14 protein-coding genes are annotated in these 17,903 nt (G+C 73.4%); 7 read left to right on the forward strand and 7 right to left on the reverse strand.

Going from position 1 to position 17,903, the window contains the following annotated elements:
• Positions 1-5: 5 nt before the first annotated feature.
• Positions 6-1,337, reverse strand: coding sequence for an MFS transporter (locus ACFVU9_RS22435; protein WP_387595795.1), 1,332 nt, complete (start codon positions 1,335-1,337; stop codon positions 6-8).
• 66 nt (positions 1,338-1,403) lie between these two features.
• Positions 1,404-2,111, reverse strand: a complete 708-nt coding sequence (locus ACFVU9_RS22440) for a hypothetical protein (protein WP_387595798.1) — start codon at positions 2,109-2,111, stop codon at positions 1,404-1,406.
• Positions 2,112-2,157: 46 nt separating this feature from the next.
• Between ACFVU9_RS22440 and npdG the strand changes: the two genes are divergently transcribed.
• The gene (gene npdG / locus ACFVU9_RS22445; protein ID WP_387595801.1) at positions 2,158-2,850 is read left to right on the forward strand and encodes an NADPH-dependent F420 reductase; all 693 of its coding nucleotides are present in this window, start codon (positions 2,158-2,160) and stop codon (positions 2,848-2,850) included.
• 127 nt (positions 2,851-2,977) lie between these two features.
• Positions 2,978-3,166 (forward strand): hypothetical protein, encoded by a 189-nt coding sequence (locus tag ACFVU9_RS22450; RefSeq protein WP_380443431.1) that lies wholly within the window; start codon positions 2,978-2,980, stop codon positions 3,164-3,166.
• A gap of 14 nt (positions 3,167-3,180) precedes the next feature.
• Here ACFVU9_RS22450 and ACFVU9_RS22455 read toward each other — a convergent pair whose 3' ends face one another.
• Positions 3,181-3,999 (reverse strand): site-2 protease family protein, encoded by an 819-nt coding sequence (locus ACFVU9_RS22455; protein ID WP_380443433.1) that lies wholly within the window; start codon positions 3,997-3,999, stop codon positions 3,181-3,183.
• Positions 4,000-4,190: 191 nt separating this feature from the next.
• On the opposite strand from ACFVU9_RS22455, the gene ACFVU9_RS22460 reads away from it, so the two are divergent.
• Positions 4,191-7,508, forward strand: a complete 3,318-nt coding sequence (locus ACFVU9_RS22460; RefSeq protein ID WP_387595804.1) for a BTAD domain-containing putative transcriptional regulator — start codon at positions 4,191-4,193, stop codon at positions 7,506-7,508.
• Positions 7,509-7,601: 93 nt separating this feature from the next.
• On the opposite strand, the gene ACFVU9_RS22465 is transcribed toward ACFVU9_RS22460, so the two are convergent.
• The 3 genes from ACFVU9_RS22465 to panB form a co-directional block, all read right to left on the reverse strand.
• A complete protein-coding gene (locus ACFVU9_RS22465; protein WP_380443437.1) occupies positions 7,602-8,432 on the reverse strand; it encodes an ABC transporter permease in 831 nt (276 codons plus the stop codon).
• Positions 8,429-9,472, reverse strand: a complete 1,044-nt coding sequence (locus tag ACFVU9_RS22470) for an ATP-binding cassette domain-containing protein (RefSeq protein ID WP_380443439.1) — start codon at positions 9,470-9,472, stop codon at positions 8,429-8,431. Before ACFVU9_RS22470 ends, ACFVU9_RS22465 begins: the two co-directional genes overlap by 4 nt.
• A gap of 176 nt (positions 9,473-9,648) precedes the next feature.
• The gene (panB, locus tag ACFVU9_RS22475) at positions 9,649-10,518 is read right to left on the reverse strand and encodes a 3-methyl-2-oxobutanoate hydroxymethyltransferase (RefSeq protein WP_380499252.1); all 870 of its coding nucleotides are present in this window, start codon (positions 10,516-10,518) and stop codon (positions 9,649-9,651) included.
• A 262-nt stretch (positions 10,519-10,780) separates the two neighbouring features.
• Here panB and ACFVU9_RS22480 point away from each other — a divergent pair, with 262 nt between their 5' ends.
• The 3 genes from ACFVU9_RS22480 (at position 10,781) to ACFVU9_RS22490 (ending at position 14,463) form a co-directional block, all read left to right on the forward strand.
• The gene (locus ACFVU9_RS22480) at positions 10,781-12,391 is read left to right on the forward strand and encodes an MFS transporter (protein WP_380443443.1); all 1,611 of its coding nucleotides are present in this window, start codon (positions 10,781-10,783) and stop codon (positions 12,389-12,391) included.
• Between the two features lie 162 nt (positions 12,392-12,553).
• Positions 12,554-13,186, forward strand: a complete 633-nt coding sequence (locus tag ACFVU9_RS22485; RefSeq protein ID WP_380443445.1) for a TetR/AcrR family transcriptional regulator — start codon at positions 12,554-12,556, stop codon at positions 13,184-13,186.
• A 212-nt stretch (positions 13,187-13,398) separates the two neighbouring features.
• The gene (locus ACFVU9_RS22490; RefSeq protein WP_387595809.1) at positions 13,399-14,463 is read left to right on the forward strand and encodes an endonuclease/exonuclease/phosphatase family protein; all 1,065 of its coding nucleotides are present in this window, start codon (positions 13,399-13,401) and stop codon (positions 14,461-14,463) included.
• Between the two features lie 3 nt (positions 14,464-14,466).
• Here the strand turns inward: ACFVU9_RS22490 and ACFVU9_RS22495 are convergent, their stop codons facing one another.
• Entirely contained in the window at positions 14,467-16,221 is a 1,755-nt protein-coding gene (locus ACFVU9_RS22495; RefSeq protein WP_387595812.1) for an NAD+ synthase, read from the reverse strand.
• Positions 16,222-16,385: 164 nt separating this feature from the next.
• On the opposite strand from ACFVU9_RS22495, the gene ACFVU9_RS22500 reads away from it, so the two are divergent.
• Positions 16,386-17,747 (forward strand): glutamine synthetase family protein, encoded by a 1,362-nt coding sequence (locus ACFVU9_RS22500; RefSeq protein WP_380443451.1) that lies wholly within the window; start codon positions 16,386-16,388, stop codon positions 17,745-17,747.
• Positions 17,748-17,903: the final 156 nt, after the last annotated feature.

The following is a 17,903-nucleotide window of genomic DNA, read 5'->3' on the forward strand; positions in this document are numbered from 1 at the left end:
GCTCGTCAGGGGGCTGCCGCCGCCCGTTCGCGCTCCGCCCGTTCGTGCCCGGCCCGGACGGCGGCGGTGTTCGGGTCGGTGCGGTCGTCGTACCGCAGCAGGCTGGGGAGCGCCGCGGCGACGGCGACGACGGCGAGGACGCAGGCCGCCCCGCCGGTCCAGACGGAGGCCCGGACACCGATCAGGCCGGCCATCGTGCCGGCCCGGACCTGCCCGAGCTGCGGGCCGACCGAGTAGCTGAGCAGTTCCACGCCCGCCATCCGGCCGCGGACCTCGTCCGGGATGGACTGGTTCCACATGGTCGAGCGGGCGACGCCGCTGATCTCGTCGGCACCGCCGGCCAGCGCCAGGCCGAGCAGGACCACCCAGACGTTGCCGGCCAGGCCCGCGAGCGCCATCGCCGCACCCCAGCCGACGGCGGCGACGACCAGCAGGCGGCCGTGCCGGTGCACCCGGGAGGTCCACCCGCTGGTCGCGCCGACCAGCAGGGCGCCCGCGGCGGAGGCCGCGTACATCGGGCCGAGCGCCCAGTCGGCGCCCAACTCCGAGGCCAGGAAGGGGAAGACGGCGACGGGGAAGGCGAACAGCATCGCGCAGAGGTCGATCGTGTACGTGCCGAGCAGGTCCTTGCGGCTCCACGCGTACCGGAGCCCGGTGAACACGGCCTGCAGGGTGGGGCGTTCGGCGTCGCTCGCGGGCGGCACGGCGCGGATCCGGGCGAGCAGCAGCAGCGACACCGCGAACGTGAGGACGTCGAGCGCGTACGCCGTCCGCACCCCGGCGAAGGCGACGATGACGCCGGCCAGCGCCGGGCCCGCCACCGAAGCGACGTTGCGGTACAGGGATTTGAGGGCGAACGCGGCGGCCAGCTGGTCGTGCCGGACGATCCGCGGGACGAGCGAGTCCAGCGCCGGGCGCTGGAGGCCGTCGGCCGCGGCGACCAGCGCGGCGACCGCGTAGACCGGCCAGAGCAGCGGGTGCGGCAGCAGCGCGTTGAGCAGGAGCAGCCCGGCCAGCAGGCCGAGCCCGGCCTCGGACAGCAGCACCAGCCGGCGCCGGTCGAGGGCGTCGGCGAGCGCGCCGCCCCAGAGCCCGAAGACGATCAGCGGGACGAGCTCGAAGGCGCCGACCAGGCCGACCGCGAAGGACGAGCCGGTGAGGTCCTTGATCTGCATCGGCACGGCGACGTAGGTGAGGAAGCTGCCGAAGCTCGTCACGCAGCCGGACGTCCAGAGCAGCCGGAAGTCGCGGGAGGAGCGCCAGGGCGAGAGGTCGGGGCGCAGCGAGCGCAGCAGGGCGCGCAGCCGGCCGGTATGGGGTGGTTCGTCGTCGTTCACGAACGACCATCCTCGGACGGCCGTTCCGGGTGCCGCAACGGGTTTTCCCGGCCGCCGGGGCGGGGCCTACCAGCGGCCGATCGCCGGGGGCGCGGCGAGCCGGGCGGCCAGGTCGGCGAGCCGGCCGAGGGCCGAGCGGCGGGGCGGGGGCTGTGCGGCGGCGGCGCTCACCAGGTGCTGGGCGAGGTCGAAGGGCTCTTCCGCGCCGGTGCCGACGGCCAGCCGCTCGTGCGCGAGCGCGCGGAGGTCGTCGAGTCCGTTGGGGCCGTCGAGTCCGTCGAGCCCGGCGAGCCCGTCAAGCCCGCGGAGGTCGTCGAGGCGGGCGAGCCCGCCGGGATTCGCGAGCCCGCCCGGCCCGCCGGCCGCGGCGCCGCCGTCCAGCGCGAGCACCGTCGCGCCGCCCCGGCGGGCGTCCAGGACGCGCTCCAGCAGCGGCGCGCCGACGGCCCGCGGGGCGACCACCAGGACGGTGGCGCCGCGCCGGGCCCCGCTGAGCCGCCCGAGGCCGTGCGCCAGGTGCGCCGGGGCGCCGGCCGTCGGGCCGTGCCGCAGCAGGGTGGGCGCCAGCCGGGGGACGTCCGACCAGGCGGCCTCGTCGTCCAGGTGGGCGGCCAGGTGCCAGGGCTCGTACGCCTCGGTGCCGACCAGCAGCAGCTCGCCCGCCCCGCGCCGGGACACCGAGCGGCGCAGCGCTCCGGCGAAGCCGCCGACCGCCTCCAGCCAGCCGGTGCCCGCCAGCCGCTCCCGGAGTGCCGAAACTCTCACCGCGTCCATGGGCCTCAGAATGTCCGCCCGGCCGGGGATTTGGCAGGATCGGCCCATGACTTCCCTCGATTCAGCGACAAACCCGGCCCGTGAGCTGCCGGACGTCTCGCAGCTGGTGGTCGGCGTCCTCGGCGGCACCGGCGACCAGGGGCGCGGGCTGGCCCTGCGACTGGCCAAGGCCGGCCAGCAGGTGATCATCGGCTCGCGCGACGCCGCCCGGGCCGAGGCCTCGGCCGCCGAGCTGGGCCTCGGCGTGCGCGGCGCCGAGAACGCCGCCGTCGCCCGGGAGAGCGACATCGTGATCATCGCCGTCCCGTGGGACGGGCACGCCGCGACCCTCACCGCCCTGCGAGAGGAGCTGGCCGGCAAGATCGTCGTCGACTGCGTGAACCCGCTCGGCTTCGACAAGCAGGGCGCCTACGCGCTCGTCCCGGAGGAGGGCAGCGCCGCGCAGCAGGCCGCCGCGCTCCTGCCGGACTCGCGGGTCACCGCCGCGTTCCACCACCTGTCGGCGGTGCTGCTCCAGGACGAGTCGGTGGAGCGGATCGACACCGACGTCATGGTCCTCGGCGACGAGCGGGCCGCCACCGACGTCGTGCAGGCGCTCGCCGAGCGGATCCCCGGCATGCGGGGCATCTTCGCCGGCCGGCTGCGCAACGCCCACCAGGTCGAGTCGCTGGTGGCCAACCTGATCTCGGTCAACCGCCGTTACAAGGCGCACGCGGGCCTGCGGATCACCGACGTCTGAGCACGTCCCGTCGTGTCGGCCTCACCCCTGGACCCGGTCCGGAGGTGAGGTCGGCGACAATGGGGGCCGGCCGCCGGGCAGATCCCTTCCGGCCGGCCCGCCGTCCGCGCCCGAGGAGCCGCCCGCCATGCCCCGCACGTCCGTCTTCGCCCTGATCGTCGTCGTCCTCGCGCTGGCCGCCGCCGTCGTCTCGCTGACCCAGGGCTTCTGGCTGGGCCTGATCTGGATCCCGCTGGCGGGCGTCGCGAGCAACGTCCTGTGGATGAACCGGCGCCGGGCGAAGCTGGCCGCCGCCCAGGCCGCCGAACAGGGCTAGTTCTTCCGGCCGGGCTAGTTCTTCCAGAAGCTGAACAGGGCGCGGCCGAGCGCCGCGTAGGTGGAGTTCACCCCGAACAGGTCCATCACGTCGTAGATGATCCCGAAGAAGAACGAGTTGACCTGCGGTTGCCACAGCAGCGCGAACACGGCCAGCATCCCGTACGGGGCGAACGGCTCGACGGCGCGGCGCGCGTTGTACGACAGCCAGGGCTCGATGATCCCGTAGCCGTCCAGGCCCGGCACCGGCAGCAGGTTCAGCAGCGCCGCGCTGAGCTGGAGCAGGCCGAGGAAGCCCATGCCGGCTTCGAGGGCCGTCATCTGGTCGCCGCTGAACGCCAGGTGGTAGGACGGTACGTCGCTGTTGTGCAGCCACCCCGCACCCACCGGGATCAGCAGCACCGCGGCGCAGACCAGGTTCACCAGCGGCCCCGCCGCCGAGATCAGGCTGTGCTTGAGCCGCCCCTGGATCCGGTGCCGCTCGATCCAGACCGAGCCGCCGGGCAGGCCGATGCCGCCGAGGATCACGAAGACGATCGGCAGCACGAAGCTGAGCAGCACGTTCGCGTACTTGAGCGGGTTGAGCGTCAGGTAGCCCTTCGCGCCGACGCTGATGTCGCCGCCGTGCAGCGCGGTGCGCGCGTGCGCGTACTCGTGCAGGCAGAGCGAGACCATCCAGCCCGCGACGACGAACAGGAACACCCCGAACGAGGCGTTGCCGTAGCCGGCGTACACCGCCCAGCCGGAGGTGCCCAGTACGGCCAGGAGCACCCAGAACACCGGGCTGATCCGGCGGTCGTCGCTGCGCGAGCGCTGCGTTGCGGCGAAGGTCATGGTGTGGTGCTCCGGGGGTCAGGGGGGTGGAACGGGGCAAGCGGACGGCGCACCGATCATGCCGGGCGCGCCCGTGACCGGACAAGCCGTCCACAGTGAACGTCCGGCGCCCTCGTCCGGGTTCCGGGGGCTTCCGTGGGTGCCCGGACAATTGTGCGCCCCCGCGACCGGACATCGACCAGAATGGTCCGGTGCACTACGGCATCCTCGGAACCACCACGGCCCATCACGACGACGGCACGCCGGTCCCGCTCGGCGGTGCCCGGCTGCGCGCGCTGCTCACCGCCCTGGTCCTGCGCGAGGGCCGTCCGGTGCCGGCCGACCTCCTGGTGGACGAGGTGTGGGACGCGGAACCACCGCAGGACGCCTCCGCCGCCCTGCAGACCCTGGTCGGCCGGCTGCGCCGCACCGTCGGCCGGGACGAGATCGGCTCCGGTCCCGCCGGGTACTGGCTGACCGGCCCCGCCACCGACCTCGCCGAGTTCCGCCGGCTCTCCGCCGAGGGCCGCCGCGCGCTGGACGCCCGCGACCACGCGCTCGCCGCCGAGCGGCTGCGGGCCGCCCTCGCGCTGTGGCGCGGCCCCGCGCTGGCCGACCTGCCGGACCGGGGCCCGGCCGCCCGGCTGGAGGCCCAGCGCGACGAGGCCCGCCGGCACCGCATCACCGCCGAGCTCGGGCTCGGCCGGGCCGCCGACCTGGTCGCCGAGCTCACCGAGCACTGCGAGCGGCGCCCGCTGGACGAGCCCTGGCAGTACCTGCTGCTCCGCGCGCTGCACGGGAGCGGCCGGACGGCCGAGGCGCTGCGCCACTACGAGCGGACCAGGCGCGCCCTCGCGGACGAGCTCGGCGTCGACCCCGGTCGTCAACTCCAGGACCTCCACGCCGAGTTGCTGGTGCCGGAGGAGGCCGTGCCACCGCCCAGGGCGCCCGCCCGCGCCGTCGTCGCCGGGAACCTGCGCGGCCGGCTCACCAGCTTCGTCGGCCGCGAGAGCGATCTCGCCGCCCTGCGCGAGGCGCTGACGACCGGCCGGCTGACCACCCTGACCGGCCCCGGCGGCTCCGGCAAGACCAGCCTCGCGGTCGAGGCCGGCCGCGCCGAACTCGCCGCCGGCCGCTGGCCGGAGGGCGTCTGGGTGGCCGAACTCGCCCCGCTGGAGAGCCCGGAGGCCGTCCCCGCCGCCGTGGTCTCCGCGCTCGGCCTGCGCGAGACCGTCCTGCACACCGGCAGCATCGTCGCCGAGGTGATCGACAAGCGCGCCGAGGACCCGCTGAGCCGGCTGGTCGAGCACTGCGCCCACCGCCGGATGCTGCTCGTCCTCGACAACTGCGAGCACCTGATCCAGGCCGCCGCCGACCTCGCCGCCACCCTGCTCGTCGAGTGCCCCGGCCTGACCGTGCTCGCCACCAGCCGCGAGCCGCTCGGCGTGCCCGGCGAGACCGTCGTGCCGGTCGAGCCGCTGCCCGCCCCTGTCGCGCTGCGGCTGCTCGGCGAGCGGGCCGCCGCCGCCCGTCCCGGCTACGACCCGGGCAGCGAGCCGGAGGCCTGCGCCGAGATCTGCCGCCGCCTGGACGGCCTGCCGCTCGCCATCGAGCTCGCCGCCGCCCGGCTGCGGGTGATGACGGCCCGCCAGATCGCCGACCGCCTGGACGGCCGGTTCGGCCTGCTCACCGCAGGCAGCCGCACCCTGCTGCCGCGCCAGCAGACCCTCCGCGCGGTGGTCGACTGGAGCTGGGACCTCCTCGGCAAGCGCGAACGGGCCGTCCTGCGGCGGCTGTCGGTGTTCGCCGGCGGCTGGCGCCTGGAGGACGCCGAGGCGGTCTGCGCCGACGGCGTCGAGGTGACCCGCACCGAGGTCGCCGACCTGCTGCTCTCCCTCGTGGACAAGTCCCTGCTGGTGGCCGACCTCGGCGACGGGGACCTGCCGCGCTACCGGATGCTGGAGACCATCCACGAGTACGCGGAGGAGCGCCTCGCCGAGGCCGTCGAGAACGCCGAGACGGAGGGCCGCCACCTCGCCCACTTCCGCGAACTGGTCGCCACCGCCGACCTGAGCATCCACGGCCCGCAGCAACTGCACTGGCTGGCGGTGCTGGAGCGCGAGCAGGACAACATCCGGGCCGCGCTGCGCCGCGCGGTCGACCGGCGGGACGAGGAGCAGGCCCTCGCCCTCGCGCTCGGCATGAGCTGGTACTGGTCGCTGCGCGGCTACAGCCTGGAGGCCCGCGGCTGGTACACCGCGATCGCCGCGCTCGGCCCCGACCCGTTCGACCCGGCCGGACCGGCCCCCGTGCCGCTGGAGCGCAACGTGCTCGCGTACGGCGTGCCGATGCCCGAGGGCGTCGTCGAGGAGGCCCGCCGGCTGCTCGCGATGTACCGGCTGATCGGGCTGTTCGAGGGGAACCTGGAGGTGCTCGGGGACCAGGAGGCGATCGCGGTCTCGCAGCACCTGCTGGAGGTGTTCGGCCCGGGGCTGCCGCAGTCCTACCGCTTCCCGGCCCTGATGCGGGTGTTCGGCGCCTTCCTGGCCGGCCGGCTGGAAGTGATGAAGGACCTGATGGACGACGCCGTGCGCGGCTGCGAGGTGCACGGCGGGCTGACCGACCTCGCGTTCGTCCTGCAGATCCGGGCCAAGGTGATGAACGACTGGCCGGGCGGGGCCGAGCAGGGCGTCCTCGACGGCGAGCGGTCCCTGGCGCTGTACCGGGAGGCCGGGGACCTCTGGGGGATCTCCCAGGCACTGGCCGCCCGCGGCGAGGCGCTGGCCAACTCGGGTGAGCCGGAGGAGGCCGCGGCCGCGTACGAGCAGGCGATCGAGCTGGCCGAGGTCCTGGGCGCGCCGCAGGAGGTGCCGATCCTGCGGGTCAACCTCGGCGCCGCCCTGCTGGAGCGGGACATGGCGCGCGGCGAGCGGATCATCCGGGAGACCATCGACGGCCTCGACCGGACGAGCGCGAACCACTCCGTCAGCGGCGCCTTCCTGTTCGGGCACCTGACGCTCTGCGGCATCCACGCCCAGCGCGGGGACTACGACCGGGCGCTGACCGAACTGGACCAGCTGGACGGGACCCGGGTGGGCGGCTTCAGCCCGGGTGTGGTGGCCGGTCTGCTCACCACCGCCCGCGGCTGGATCATCGCCCGCGCCGGCCGGCCGGAGGAGGGGCTGGCCCTGCTGCGCGAGGGCCGGCGGCTGCTCACCGCGATGGAGGGCGCGACCGGCTTCGCCGAGCAGATGACGGTCATGGTGGTGCCGGCCGTGGTCGGCGTGCTGCGGTCCTTCGCCGAACGGGACGCCGACCTCGTGAAGGCCCGCCTGGGTGCCGTGCTGCTAGCGGCCCACAACGGGATGAACGGCCCGAAGGGCGGCTACCTGGACCGCGCCGAGCGCGAGCGCTCGGGAGCCGCCCTGCGGTCCCTGCTGGGCGACGAGGCGTTCGAGGCCGCCTGCGCCGAGGGCCACGGCATGACCCCGCAGCAGACGCGCGCCGTCCTGGACGAGCTGATCGGCTAGGGCCACGGCACCAGGGACGGCGATCCCGCCTCCACCGGAGGCGGGATCGCGGGCGGTCCGCCCCCCCCCCCGCGGCGGGCCGGCCGCCGGCCGTCACACCCGCTTGCGGAACCGCGCCACCGCGAGCGGGGCGAAGATCGCGGTCGACGCGGCGGACCAGATCAGCACGATCATCACCGGGTGGGCCACCGCCCCCTCGCCGTTGAGCAGCGCGCGGGAGGCGTCGGCCAGCGCGGACAGCGGGTTGACCTTGGTGAAGGCCTGCAGCCAGCCCGGCATCGTGCTGGTCGGCGCGAAGATCGAGCTGCCGAACTGCATCGGCATCAGGACCAGCATGGAGACGCCCTGGACGGCCTGGGCGCTGCGCAGCGACATGCCCAGCAGCATGGAGATCCAGACGATCGACATGCCGAACACCAGCGACAGGCCGATCGCGGCCAGCAGCTCCGGCACGCCGGTCTTCAGTTCGAAGCCGAGGATGAAGGCGAAGGTCAGCAGGATCGCGGAGGAGAGCAGGGCCCGCAGCGTCTCGGCCACGATCTTGGAGAGCAGGACTGAGGCCCGGCCGATCGGCAGGGTGCGGAAGCGGTCCATCACCCCGGTCTGGAAGTCGGTGTTCAGGCCGGTGCCGACGGCCAGCGCCAGCGTCATGCCGGTCTGCCCGAGCAGTCCGGGGATCATGAACTGCTTGTACTTGTCCTGGTCGCCGGCGAACACGGCGCCGCCGAAGACGTAGACGAACAGCACGGTGAAGACGATCGGCATCAGCACGGCGTCGAACATCGACTCCGGGTCGGCCTTGATCCGCATCAGGTTGCGGCGGGTCAGCGCGCCGATGTGGCGCAGGGTGCCGGCCAGGCCGATCCGGGTGTCGTCGGCGCCGGAGTCCTCGACCCGGGCGGGGGCGAGCGTGGCGGTGGTCATGCGACGGGCTCCTTGACGAGGCCGGCGGCGGCCGTGGTGGCCGCGTCGGCGGTGGGCTTGCCGGTGATGGCGAGGAAGACCTCGTCCAGGCTGGGCACCTTGGTGTCGATGCCGGCGATCGCGAAGCCGCGTCCGCCGAGCACCCCGATGACCGTGGTGAGCTGCTGCTCGTCGACGAGCGGTACCGCGAGCAGGCCGTCGTCGGGGGAGAAGGTGGCGGAGGAGATGCCGTTCTCGTGCAGGCAGCGGGCCATCTCCGGCAGTTCGGCCGGGTGGGCCGGGCGGACCTGGAGGATCCGGCCGCCGACCTTGGCCTTGAGCTCGGCGACGCCGCCGTTGGCGATCACCCGGCCGCGGTCGATGACGGTCAGCTCGTTCGCGAGCTGCTCGGCCTCCTCCATGTACTGGGTGGTCAGCAGCACGGTGCTGCCCTCGGCGACCATCCGCTGCACCTCGTCCCAGACCTCGTTGCGGGTGCGCGGGTCCAGGCCGGTGGTGGGCTCGTCCAGGTAGAGCACCCGGGGGCGGCCGATCATGCTGGCGGCCAGGTCGAGGCGTCGGCGCATGCCGCCGGAGTAGGTCTTGGCGATCCGCTTGGCGGCCTCGGTGAGCGAGAAGCGCTCCAGCAGCTCGGTGGCGCGGGCCTTGGCCTCACGGCCGGGGAGGTCGAGCAGCCGGCCGATCAGGTAGAGGTTCTCGTAGCCGGAGAGCAGCTCGTCCACGGAGGCGTACTGGCCGGTCAGGCCGATGGTGCGGCGCAGCTGCTTGGGCTGGCGCAGGACGTCGTAGCCGCCGACGAACGCGGTGCCCGCGTCCGGCTTGATCAGCGTGGACAGGACCCGCACCAGGGTGGTCTTGCCGGCGCCGTTGGGGCCGAGCAGGGCGCGGACGGTGCCTTCGGCCACGGTGAGGTCGACCCCGTCGAGGGCCTTGGTGTCACCGAAGTGCTTGACGATGCCGCGGACCTCGACGGCGTTGCCCGCGGCGACGGCTTGCCGGGAGCCGGGCCGGTCGTTCGGGGTGGTGGCGATTCGTGTCATGCCCCAAGGCTGTCCGGCCCGGCTGTCAGCGGGCTGTCATCGCGGGGGAGGGCCCGGCGCGGCGCTGTCACCCCGCTGTCACGGGCGGCCGGGCGTGACAGCGCCGCCGGTGCGGGCCCCCGGAAACGGCTGCGGCCCCGCTCCCGGGGCGGGGAGCGGGGCCGGCCGGCGGCGCGTCAGTGGAAGCTGTGCTCGGCCGCGGGGAAGGTGCCGGCGCGGACGTCCTCGGCGTACGCGCGGGCGGCGTCGCCGAGGACGGCCCGCAGGTTGGCGTACTGCTTGACGAACTTGGGCACCCGGCCGGCGGTCATGCCGGCCATGTCGGTCCAGACCAGGACCTGGGCGTCGGTGTCGGGCCCGCCGCCGATGCCGACGGTCGGGATCGCGAGCTGCTCGGTGACCTGCTTGGCCAGCTCGGCGGGCACCGCCTCCAGCACGACCGAGAAGGCGCCGGCCTGCTGGACGGCCTTCGCGTCGCGCAGCAGCTGGTGCGCCGCCTCGTCGCCGCGGCCCTGGACCGGGTAGCCGCCGAGGGCGTGCACGGACTGCGGGGTGAGGCCGATGTGCGCCATCACCGGGACGCCGGCCTCGGTCAGGAGCTCGATCGAACGGGCGCTGCGCTCGCCGCCCTCCAGCTTGACCGCGCCGACGCCGGCCTCCTTCATCAGGCGGGCGGCGTTGTGCATGGCCTGGGCGGGGGACTCCTGGTAGGAGCCGAACGGCAGGTCGGCGACGACCATCGCGCGCTTGGTGCCGCGGACGACGGCGGCGGAGAGCATCACCATCTGATCCATGGTCACCGGGACGGTGGTCTCGTAGCCGAGGTGGCAGTTGCCGGCCGAGTCGCCGACCAGGAGGACGGGGATGCCGGCCTCGTCGAACACGCCCGCGGTGAGGGCGTCGTAGGCGGTGAGCATGGACCACTTCTCGCCGCGCTGCTTGGCGGCGGCGAGGTCGCGGACGGTGACGCGTCGGTTGGTGACCCCGCCGTAGAGGGTGGCGGGCGACGCCTGGTTCTGGGCAGGCGAAGGCGAAGAAGCGTTCATCGAACAGGCTCCTGAAGGGTTGTCGTCTCGTGGCGCCGTACGGCGTCCCCGGATCCCCTCCATGCTTGCACGCCCGGACGGCTGCGCAAAGACGGGTGCACGGGGCCCGGTGCGATCTGCGGCACACCCGGGGTCTTTGCTGCCATTTTGCGATACGGCGTCGTCTCGTATCGAAAATGCGGTTACGCTGTTCGGGGGGTTACGAGACGTCCGCGGCTCGGAATTGCCCGCCAGTGCCACACCATCACGGACGGGAAGACCAATGACCACCGCAGCCGCGCCGCCCCGCGTGCCGGAAGCCATCCACCGCCGCCGCTGGGCGATCCTGAGCACCCTGGTGCTCGCCCTGCTCGTCGTCGTGCTCGACAACTCGATCCTCAACGTCGCGATGAAGACCATCGCGACCCCGGCGCCGGTCGGACTCGGCGCCACCCAGAGCGACCTGGAATGGTCGATCAACTCCTACACGCTGGTGTTCGCCGGGCTGCTCTTCACCTCGGGCCTGCTCGGCGACCGCTTCGGCCGCAAGCGCGCGCTGCTCGCCGGCATGGTCGTCTTCGGGATCGCCTCGCTGCTCTCCGCGATGGCCGGCACGCCCGGCCAACTCGTCGGCTTCCGCGCCCTGATGGGCGTCGGCGCCGCGCTCGCGATGCCCGCCACGCTGGCCATCATCATGAACGTCTTCGAGCGCTCCGAGCAGCCCAAGGCGATCGGCGTCTGGGCCGGCGCGGTCGGTCTCGCCATCGCCATCGGCCCGATCACCGGCGGCGTCCTGATCGAGCACTTCTGGTGGGGCTCGGTCTTCCTGATCAACGTGCCGATCGTCATCGTCGCGGTGATCGCGATGGTGATCCTGGTGCCGGAGTCCAAGGACCCGAACCCGGGCCGGCTCGACCCGGTCGGCGTACTGCTGTCGATCATCGGCCTGGTCGCGCTGATCTTCGGCATCATCAAGGGCGGCGAGCTCGCCGACTTCACCGACGTGCAGGCCTGGGGGCCGGTGCTGATCGGCCTGGTGGCCCTGGCCGCGTTCGTCTGGTTCGAGCGCCGCACCGCACACCCCGCGCTGGACGTCACGTGGTTCCGCAACAAGGTGTTCAGCGCCTCCGTGGTCGTGGTCGGCGTCGTGTTCTTCGCGCTGATGGGCGTCTCGTTCTTCGGCGTCTTCTACATCCAGAGCGTGCGCGGCTACAGCGCGCTGCAGGCCGGTCTGCTGATGCTCCCGCTGGCCGCCGCCCAGCTGGTGTTCGCGCCCCGGGCCCGGCTCGTGGTCGACCGCTTCGGCGTCGCCGCCACCGCCGCCGTCGGCATGCTGCTGATCGCGGCCGGCTTCGTCGGCTACGCCGTGCTGACCGCCACCACGCCGATCTGGGTGCTGATCGTGCTCGGCCTGCTCATGGGCGCCGGCATGGCCCACGTCATGCCGCCGGTCACCGTCGCGATCATGGGCTCGCTGCCCCGCGAGAAGGCGGGCGCGGGATCGGCCGTCAACAACACCTTCCGCCAGGTCGGCGGCTCGCTCGGCGTCGCCGTCCTCGGCGCGGTGCTCTCCACCGTCTACCGCGACCACATGAGCGACACCCTCGCCGGGTTCCCGGCGGAGCTGCGCGACAAGGCGGGCGAGTCCCTGGAGGCCACCCTGGCCATCGCCGGCCGGATGGGCCCCAAGGGCGCGGCGCTGCTCGGTCCCGCCGACGATGCGTTCATCAGCGCCATGCACGTGGTCGCCTCGCTCTCCGCGGGCATCACCGTGGCCGGCGCGCTGATCGCCTGGTTCCTGCTCCCGCGCAAGGCCGCCGGTCCCACCGGCGGGCCCGGTGCCGCGGCGCCCGAGGTCGCCGACCGCCGCGAGAGCGCGGTGGCCGACGCCTGACCGGCGGCCCACCTGAGCGACAATGAGTCCGAAGACGGGCCCTGAGCCCTGCCGCCCCGGGGGCACCCGGCGCGGCAGGGCCGCGGTCCGCCGCCACGGACCACCATCGGAGACAACGGAACGGCGCCCCCGCGCCCGCGCACATCCAGGGAGACCAGCGGGATGAAGACGGACACCCCGACCGCCGAGGCCGCGCCGACCTGCGCGGCCGTCCGCCGCGGCCGTCCGCGCAGCGAGGCCGCCGAGCTGGCCATCTTCACCGCGGTCGAGGACCTGATGGCGGGCGGTGCGAACCTGTCCGAGCTGACCATCGAGGGCATCGCCACCGCCGCCGGCGTCGGCAAGGCCACCATCTACCGGCGCTGGCCCAACAAGGAGGCCCTGCTGGTCGACGTGGTCAGCCGGCTGGAGATCGCGATGCCGGAGCCGACCGGCGTCAGCGCCCGGGACGACCTGGTCGCGATGATCGACTACATGCGGCGGCGCGGCCTCGCCAAGCGCAGCCGCTGGATCCTCAAGGCCGCCTTCGGCCAGATGCACAGCCTGCCCGAGCTGCACAAGGCCTACCACGAGCGGGTGGTGCGGCCCCGGCGCGAGGCCGCGCTCGCGCTCGTGCGCCGGGCCGTCGACGAGGGCGTGCTCCGCGCCGACCTCGACATCGAGCTGCTCGGCGACCTCCTGATGGGCCCGATCCTCTACCGCAGCATCCTGTGGGACGACTCCGACCTGGAGGACCCGGAGCTGGCCGGCAAGATGATCGACGCCCTGCTCGACGGCCTCGCGCCCGGCGCCTGAACGCCGGTTCGTCCCCGTCCGTTCCCGTCCGCCCCCGGCGTGGCCTCGCTCACCAAAGCGGGCCACGCCGGAACCCGCTCCGGCGGCCCCGCGTCTGTCCCGGCATAGGCTGAGCCGGGATCCGATCAAACCGGCACCAGTCCGGCATGCCGCCCGTACCCCCACGGGCCGGGCGGCGGACGGGCGAGGGCACGAGCGAACGGGAGCCACGGATGACGCAGGCGGACAGGGCCGACCGGGTGAGGGGCGAGGAGAGTGCCCCGGCCCCCGCGGGTGCCGCGCGCGTCCGGGGGGACCTGGGCGGACGCTTCCTGGGTCTGCGGCACTGGGGCCGGGACGGCCGCGGTGCCACCGCGTGGCGGCGCGGTCTCGTCGTCGCCGCGCTGGCCCTGGTCACCGGCCTCCTGCTGGGCTTCCACGCCGACGTGCCGAACAGTCCCGGCAACCTCGGCAGCCTCCTGGAGACGTTCCTGCCCTGGCTCGGCCTGGCCGTGCCGGTGCTGCTCGTGCCCGCGCTGCTGCGGCGCTCGGCCACCGCGCTGATCGCCCTGCTGGTGCCCGCGGTGCTGTGGGTCAACCTCTTCGGCGGCCTGGTCACCGACAAGAGCGGCGGCCAGGGCGACTGGACGGTGGTCACCCACAACGTGGCCGCCGGCAACACCGACGTGCCGGGCACCGTCCGCAACCTGGTGGACTCGGGCGCGCAGATCGTCGCCCTCCAGGAGCTGGCCGGCAAGGCGCTGCGCGGCTACGAGACCGGCCTCGCGCCGGCGTACCCGTACCACGCGGTCGAGGGCACCGTCGGCCTGTGGTCGAAGTACCCGATCGCCGACGTCCAGCCGGTGGACCTCAGGATGGGCTGGACCCGGGCCTTCCGGGCCGAGGTCACCACCCCGCAGGGCCCGGTCGCGGTGTACGTCGCGCACCTGCCGTCCGTCCGCCTGAAGGCCGAGGGCGGCTTCACCGTCGCCCAGCGGGACGTCAGCGCACAGGCCCTCGGGGACGCGATCCAGGCCGAGCGGCTCAAGAAGGTGCTGCTGCTCGGCGACCTCAACGGCACGATGAACGACCGCAGCCTGGCGCCCGTCACCTCGCAGATGCGCTCGGCCCAGGGCGCGGCGGGGGACGGCTTCGGCTTCAGCTGGCCGTCGTCCTTCCCGATGGCACGGATCGACCAGATCATGAGCAAGGGCGGCCTGCGCCCGGTCGAGTCCCGCACCCTGCCCCGGGACGGCAGCGACCACCTCGCGGTGGCCGCCGCCTACCGGTTCCAGTGATCCCTAGCCGCGCCGCCAGCGGTTGGTGATCGGCAGGCGGCGGTCCCGGCCGAAGTTCTTGACCGAGATCTTCGGGCCCGGCGGGTACTGGCGCCGCTTGTACTCGGCGGTGTCCACCAGCCGCACCACCCGGTCCACGACCGCCGGGTCGAAGCCGGCCGCGACGATCGCGTCCCGGCCCTCGTCGCCCTCGATGTAGCGGGCCAGCACGCTGTCCAGGAGGTCGTAGTCGGGCAGCGAGTCGCTGTCCACCTGCTCCGGGCGCAGCTCGGCGGACGGCGGCTTGGTGATCGTGTTCTCCGGGATCGGCGGCGCCTCGCCGCGCCGCTCGGCCTCCTCGTTGCGCCAGCGGGCGAGGCGGAAGATCAGCGACTTGTAGACGTCCTTGATCGGGCCGAACGCGCCCACCGAGTCGCCGTACAGGGTCGAGTAGCCGACCGCCAGCTCGCTCTTGTTGCCGGGCGCGAGCACGATGTGCCCCTCCTGGTTGGAGATCGCCATCAGCAGGGTGCCGCGCAGGCGGGACTGCAGGTTCTCCTCGGCCAGACCGGTCAGTTCGGTGGCGGCCAGGTAGGCGTCGAACATCGGGGCGATGGAGACCGTGCGGAAGTGCAGTCCGGTGCGGCGGGCCAGGTCGGCCGCGTCGTCCTTGGAGTGCTCGGAGGAGTAGCGGCTCGGCATCGAGACGCAGTACACGTTCTCGGCGCCGATCGCGTCGACCGCGATCGAGGCGACGAGCGCGGAGTCGATGCCGCCGGAGAGGCCGATCAGTACGGACGTGAAGCCGTTCTTGGTGGCGTACGCCCGGGTGCCGGAGACCAGCGCGGCCCAGATCTCGGCCTCGTCGGAGATCCGCGGTGCCACCTCGGCGGCCAGCTTCTCCGCGGGGGCGGGCCGCGGCTCGCCGCTCAGTTCGGTGCGCACCAGGTGCAGGCCGTCGGTCAGCAGCAGGCCGTCGGTGTGGTCGCTGCTCGCGGCCGGCAGGTCGAGGTCCAGCATCATCAGGTGCTCCTCGAACTGCGGGGAGCGGCCCAGTACTTCGCCGTCCGCGCCGACGACGATCGAGTCGCCGTCGAAGACCAGCTCGTCCTGGCCGCCGACCATGTTGACGTAGGCCAGGGTGCAGCCGGCCTCGGCGGCGCGGCGGCGCACCAGGTCGAGCCGCTGGTCGTCCTTGTTCCGCTCGTACGGCGAGCCGTTGATCACCAGCAGCAGGCCGGCCCCGGCCTCGCGGGCGGCGGTGACCCGGCCGCCGTCCTGCCAGATGTCCTCGCAGATCGCCAGGGCGACGTCCACGCCGTCCACCCGCAGCACCGGCAGCTGGTCGCCCGGGACGAACCAGCGGAACTCGTCGAACACGCCGTAGTTGGGCAGGTGGTGCTTGGCGAAGCGGGTCACCACCTCGCCCCCGTGCAGCACGGCCGCGCAGTTCTGCGGCGAGCCGGCCGGGCGGCCGAGGCGCGGGGAGGCGTGCTCGGAGCGCCCGAGGTAGCCGACCACGACCGGCACCTCGCCCAGCCCTTCGGCGGCCAGCCGCCCGGCCAGCTCCACCAGTGCGGCCCGGGACGCCTCGACGAAGGAACGGCGCAGCGCGAGGTCCTCGACCGGGTAGCCGGTCAGGACCATCTCGGGGAACGCGACCAGCTGGGCGCCGGCCTCCACGGCCTGCTTGGTCCAGCGCACCACCTCATCGCTGTTGCGGGCGAGGTCACCGACCCAGGGGTCGATCTGGCTCAGGGCGAGACGGAGATTGGGCATGGTCCGCAGTGTAATCGTCGAACTGACGCAATGTCCTGGCAGGGGGGTCGGCACTGCCCTCGCGGCCGATGATCGGCCATGATGGGAGCAGTCGCTTCCCCTGGGTCCCTCGGGGGTCTTCCGCGCGTAACACGAGCGTAAAGAGCAGAGGTGAGACTGTCCCCATGGGCAAGCAGCAGCAGTTCGTGCTTCGGACGCTCGAAGAGCGTGACATCCGGTTCGTCCGGCTGTGGTTCACCGACGTGCTCGGGTTCCTGAAGTCGGTCGCAGTGGCGCCGGCCGAGCTGGAACAGGCCTTCGAGGAAGGCATCGGCTTCGACGGGTCGGCGATCGAGGGCTTCGCCCGGGTGTACGAGTCCGACATGATCGCCAAGCCGGACCCGACCACCTTCCAGATCCTCCCGTGGCGCTCGGAGACGCCGGGCACCGCGCGGATGTTCTGTGACATCCTGATGCCGGACGGCTCGCCCTCCTTCGCCGACCCGCGCTTCGTGCTCAAGCGCACCCTGGAGAAGGCCTCCGAGCAGGGCTTCACGTTCTACACGCACCCGGAGATCGAGTTCTTCCTGCTGAAGAACCTGCCCGGCGACGGCACCCCGCCGATCCCCGCCGACCAGTCCGGGTACTTCGACCACACGCCGCGCGGCGTCGGCCACGACTTCCGCCGCCAGGCGATCACGATGCTGGAGTCGATGGGCATCTCGGTGGAGTTCTCCCACCACGAGGGCGCGCCCGGCCAGCAGGAGATCGACCTGCGCTACGCCGACGCGCTGTCGACGGCCGACAACATCATGACCTTCCGGCTGGTCATGAAGGAGGTCGCGCTGGAGCAGGGCGTGCACGCGAGCTTCATGCCGAAGCCGTTCTCGGACCACCCCGGTTCGGGCATGCACACCCACCTCTCGCTGTTCGAGGGCGACCGCAACGCGTTCCACGAGACCGGCGCCGAGTACCAGCTCTCCAAGGTCGGCCGCTCCTTCATCGCGGGACTGCTGAAGCACGCCGCCGAGACCGCCGCCGTCACCAACCAGTGGGTGAACTCCTACAAGCGCATCTGGGGCGGCTCCCAGCGCACCGCCGGCGCCGGCGGCGAGGCCCCGTCGTACATCTGCTGGGGCCACAACAACCGCTCGGCGCTGATCCGGGTGCCGATGTACAAGCCCGGCAAGCAGGGCTCGACCCGGGTCGAGGTCCGCTCGCTGGACACCGGCTGCAACCCGTACCTCGCCTACGCGGTGACGCTCGCGGCCGGCCTCAAGGGCATCGAGGAGGGCTACGAGCTCCCGCCCGGCGCCGACGACGACGTGTGGGCGCTCACCGACTCCGAGCGCCGCGCCCTGGGCATCCAGCCGATGCCGCAGAACCTCGGCGAGGCGATCGACCTGATGCAGCGCAGCGAGCTGGTCGCCGAGACGCTCGGCGAGCACGTCTTCGACTTCTTCCTCAGGAACAAGCGCCAGGAGTGGGAGGAGTACCGCTCCGAGGTCACCCCGTTCGAGCTGCGGAAGAACCTCCAGGTGCTCTGAGCCCCAGGTCAGAGCGTTTCCCCGGGCGAGGGGGAGCCCCGGGGGGGGCGCGGGGCGGGGCCCCGCCGCGCGGCTCCGCGAACACCCCGGGCCGCTACGGGTGGCGGGGCCCGCGAGACGGGTTGGGCTCGCGGGGCCGGGGGGATGGTTGGGACC

This window comes from Kitasatospora sp. NPDC057936, assembly GCF_042887525.1.
Taxonomy (GTDB): domain Bacteria; phylum Actinomycetota; class Actinomycetes; order Streptomycetales; family Streptomycetaceae; genus Kitasatospora.

What these genes read in the sequence shown, in the direction of transcription:
- ACFVU9_RS22440 (WP_387595798.1), bottom strand. Translation starts at nt 2,111, where the DNA reads ATGGACGCGGTGAGAGTTTCGGCACTCCGGGAGCGGCTGGCGGGCACC.
- npdG (WP_387595801.1), top strand. Translation starts at nt 2,158, where the DNA reads ATGACTTCCCTCGATTCAGCGACAAACCCGGCCCGTGAGCTGCCGGAC.
- ACFVU9_RS22450 (WP_380443431.1), top strand. Translation starts at nt 2,978, where the DNA reads ATGCCCCGCACGTCCGTCTTCGCCCTGATCGTCGTCGTCCTCGCGCTG.
- ACFVU9_RS22455 (WP_380443433.1), bottom strand. Translation starts at nt 3,999, where the DNA reads ATGACCTTCGCCGCAACGCAGCGCTCGCGCAGCGACGACCGCCGGATC.
- ACFVU9_RS22465 (WP_380443437.1), bottom strand. Translation starts at nt 8,432, where the DNA reads ATGACCACCGCCACGCTCGCCCCCGCCCGGGTCGAGGACTCCGGCGCC.
- ACFVU9_RS22470 (WP_380443439.1), bottom strand. Translation starts at nt 9,472, where the DNA reads ATGACACGAATCGCCACCACCCCGAACGACCGGCCCGGCTCCCGGCAA.
- panB (WP_380499252.1), bottom strand. Translation starts at nt 10,518, where the DNA reads ATGAACGCTTCTTCGCCTTCGCCTGCCCAGAACCAGGCGTCGCCCGCC.
- ACFVU9_RS22480 (WP_380443443.1), top strand. Translation starts at nt 10,781, where the DNA reads ATGACCACCGCAGCCGCGCCGCCCCGCGTGCCGGAAGCCATCCACCGC.
- ACFVU9_RS22485 (WP_380443445.1), top strand. Translation starts at nt 12,554, where the DNA reads ATGAAGACGGACACCCCGACCGCCGAGGCCGCGCCGACCTGCGCGGCC.
- ACFVU9_RS22490 (WP_387595809.1), top strand. Translation starts at nt 13,399, where the DNA reads ATGACGCAGGCGGACAGGGCCGACCGGGTGAGGGGCGAGGAGAGTGCC.
- ACFVU9_RS22495 (WP_387595812.1), bottom strand. Translation starts at nt 16,221, where the DNA reads ATGCCCAATCTCCGTCTCGCCCTGAGCCAGATCGACCCCTGGGTCGGT.
- ACFVU9_RS22500 (WP_380443451.1), top strand. Translation starts at nt 16,386, where the DNA reads ATGGGCAAGCAGCAGCAGTTCGTGCTTCGGACGCTCGAAGAGCGTGAC.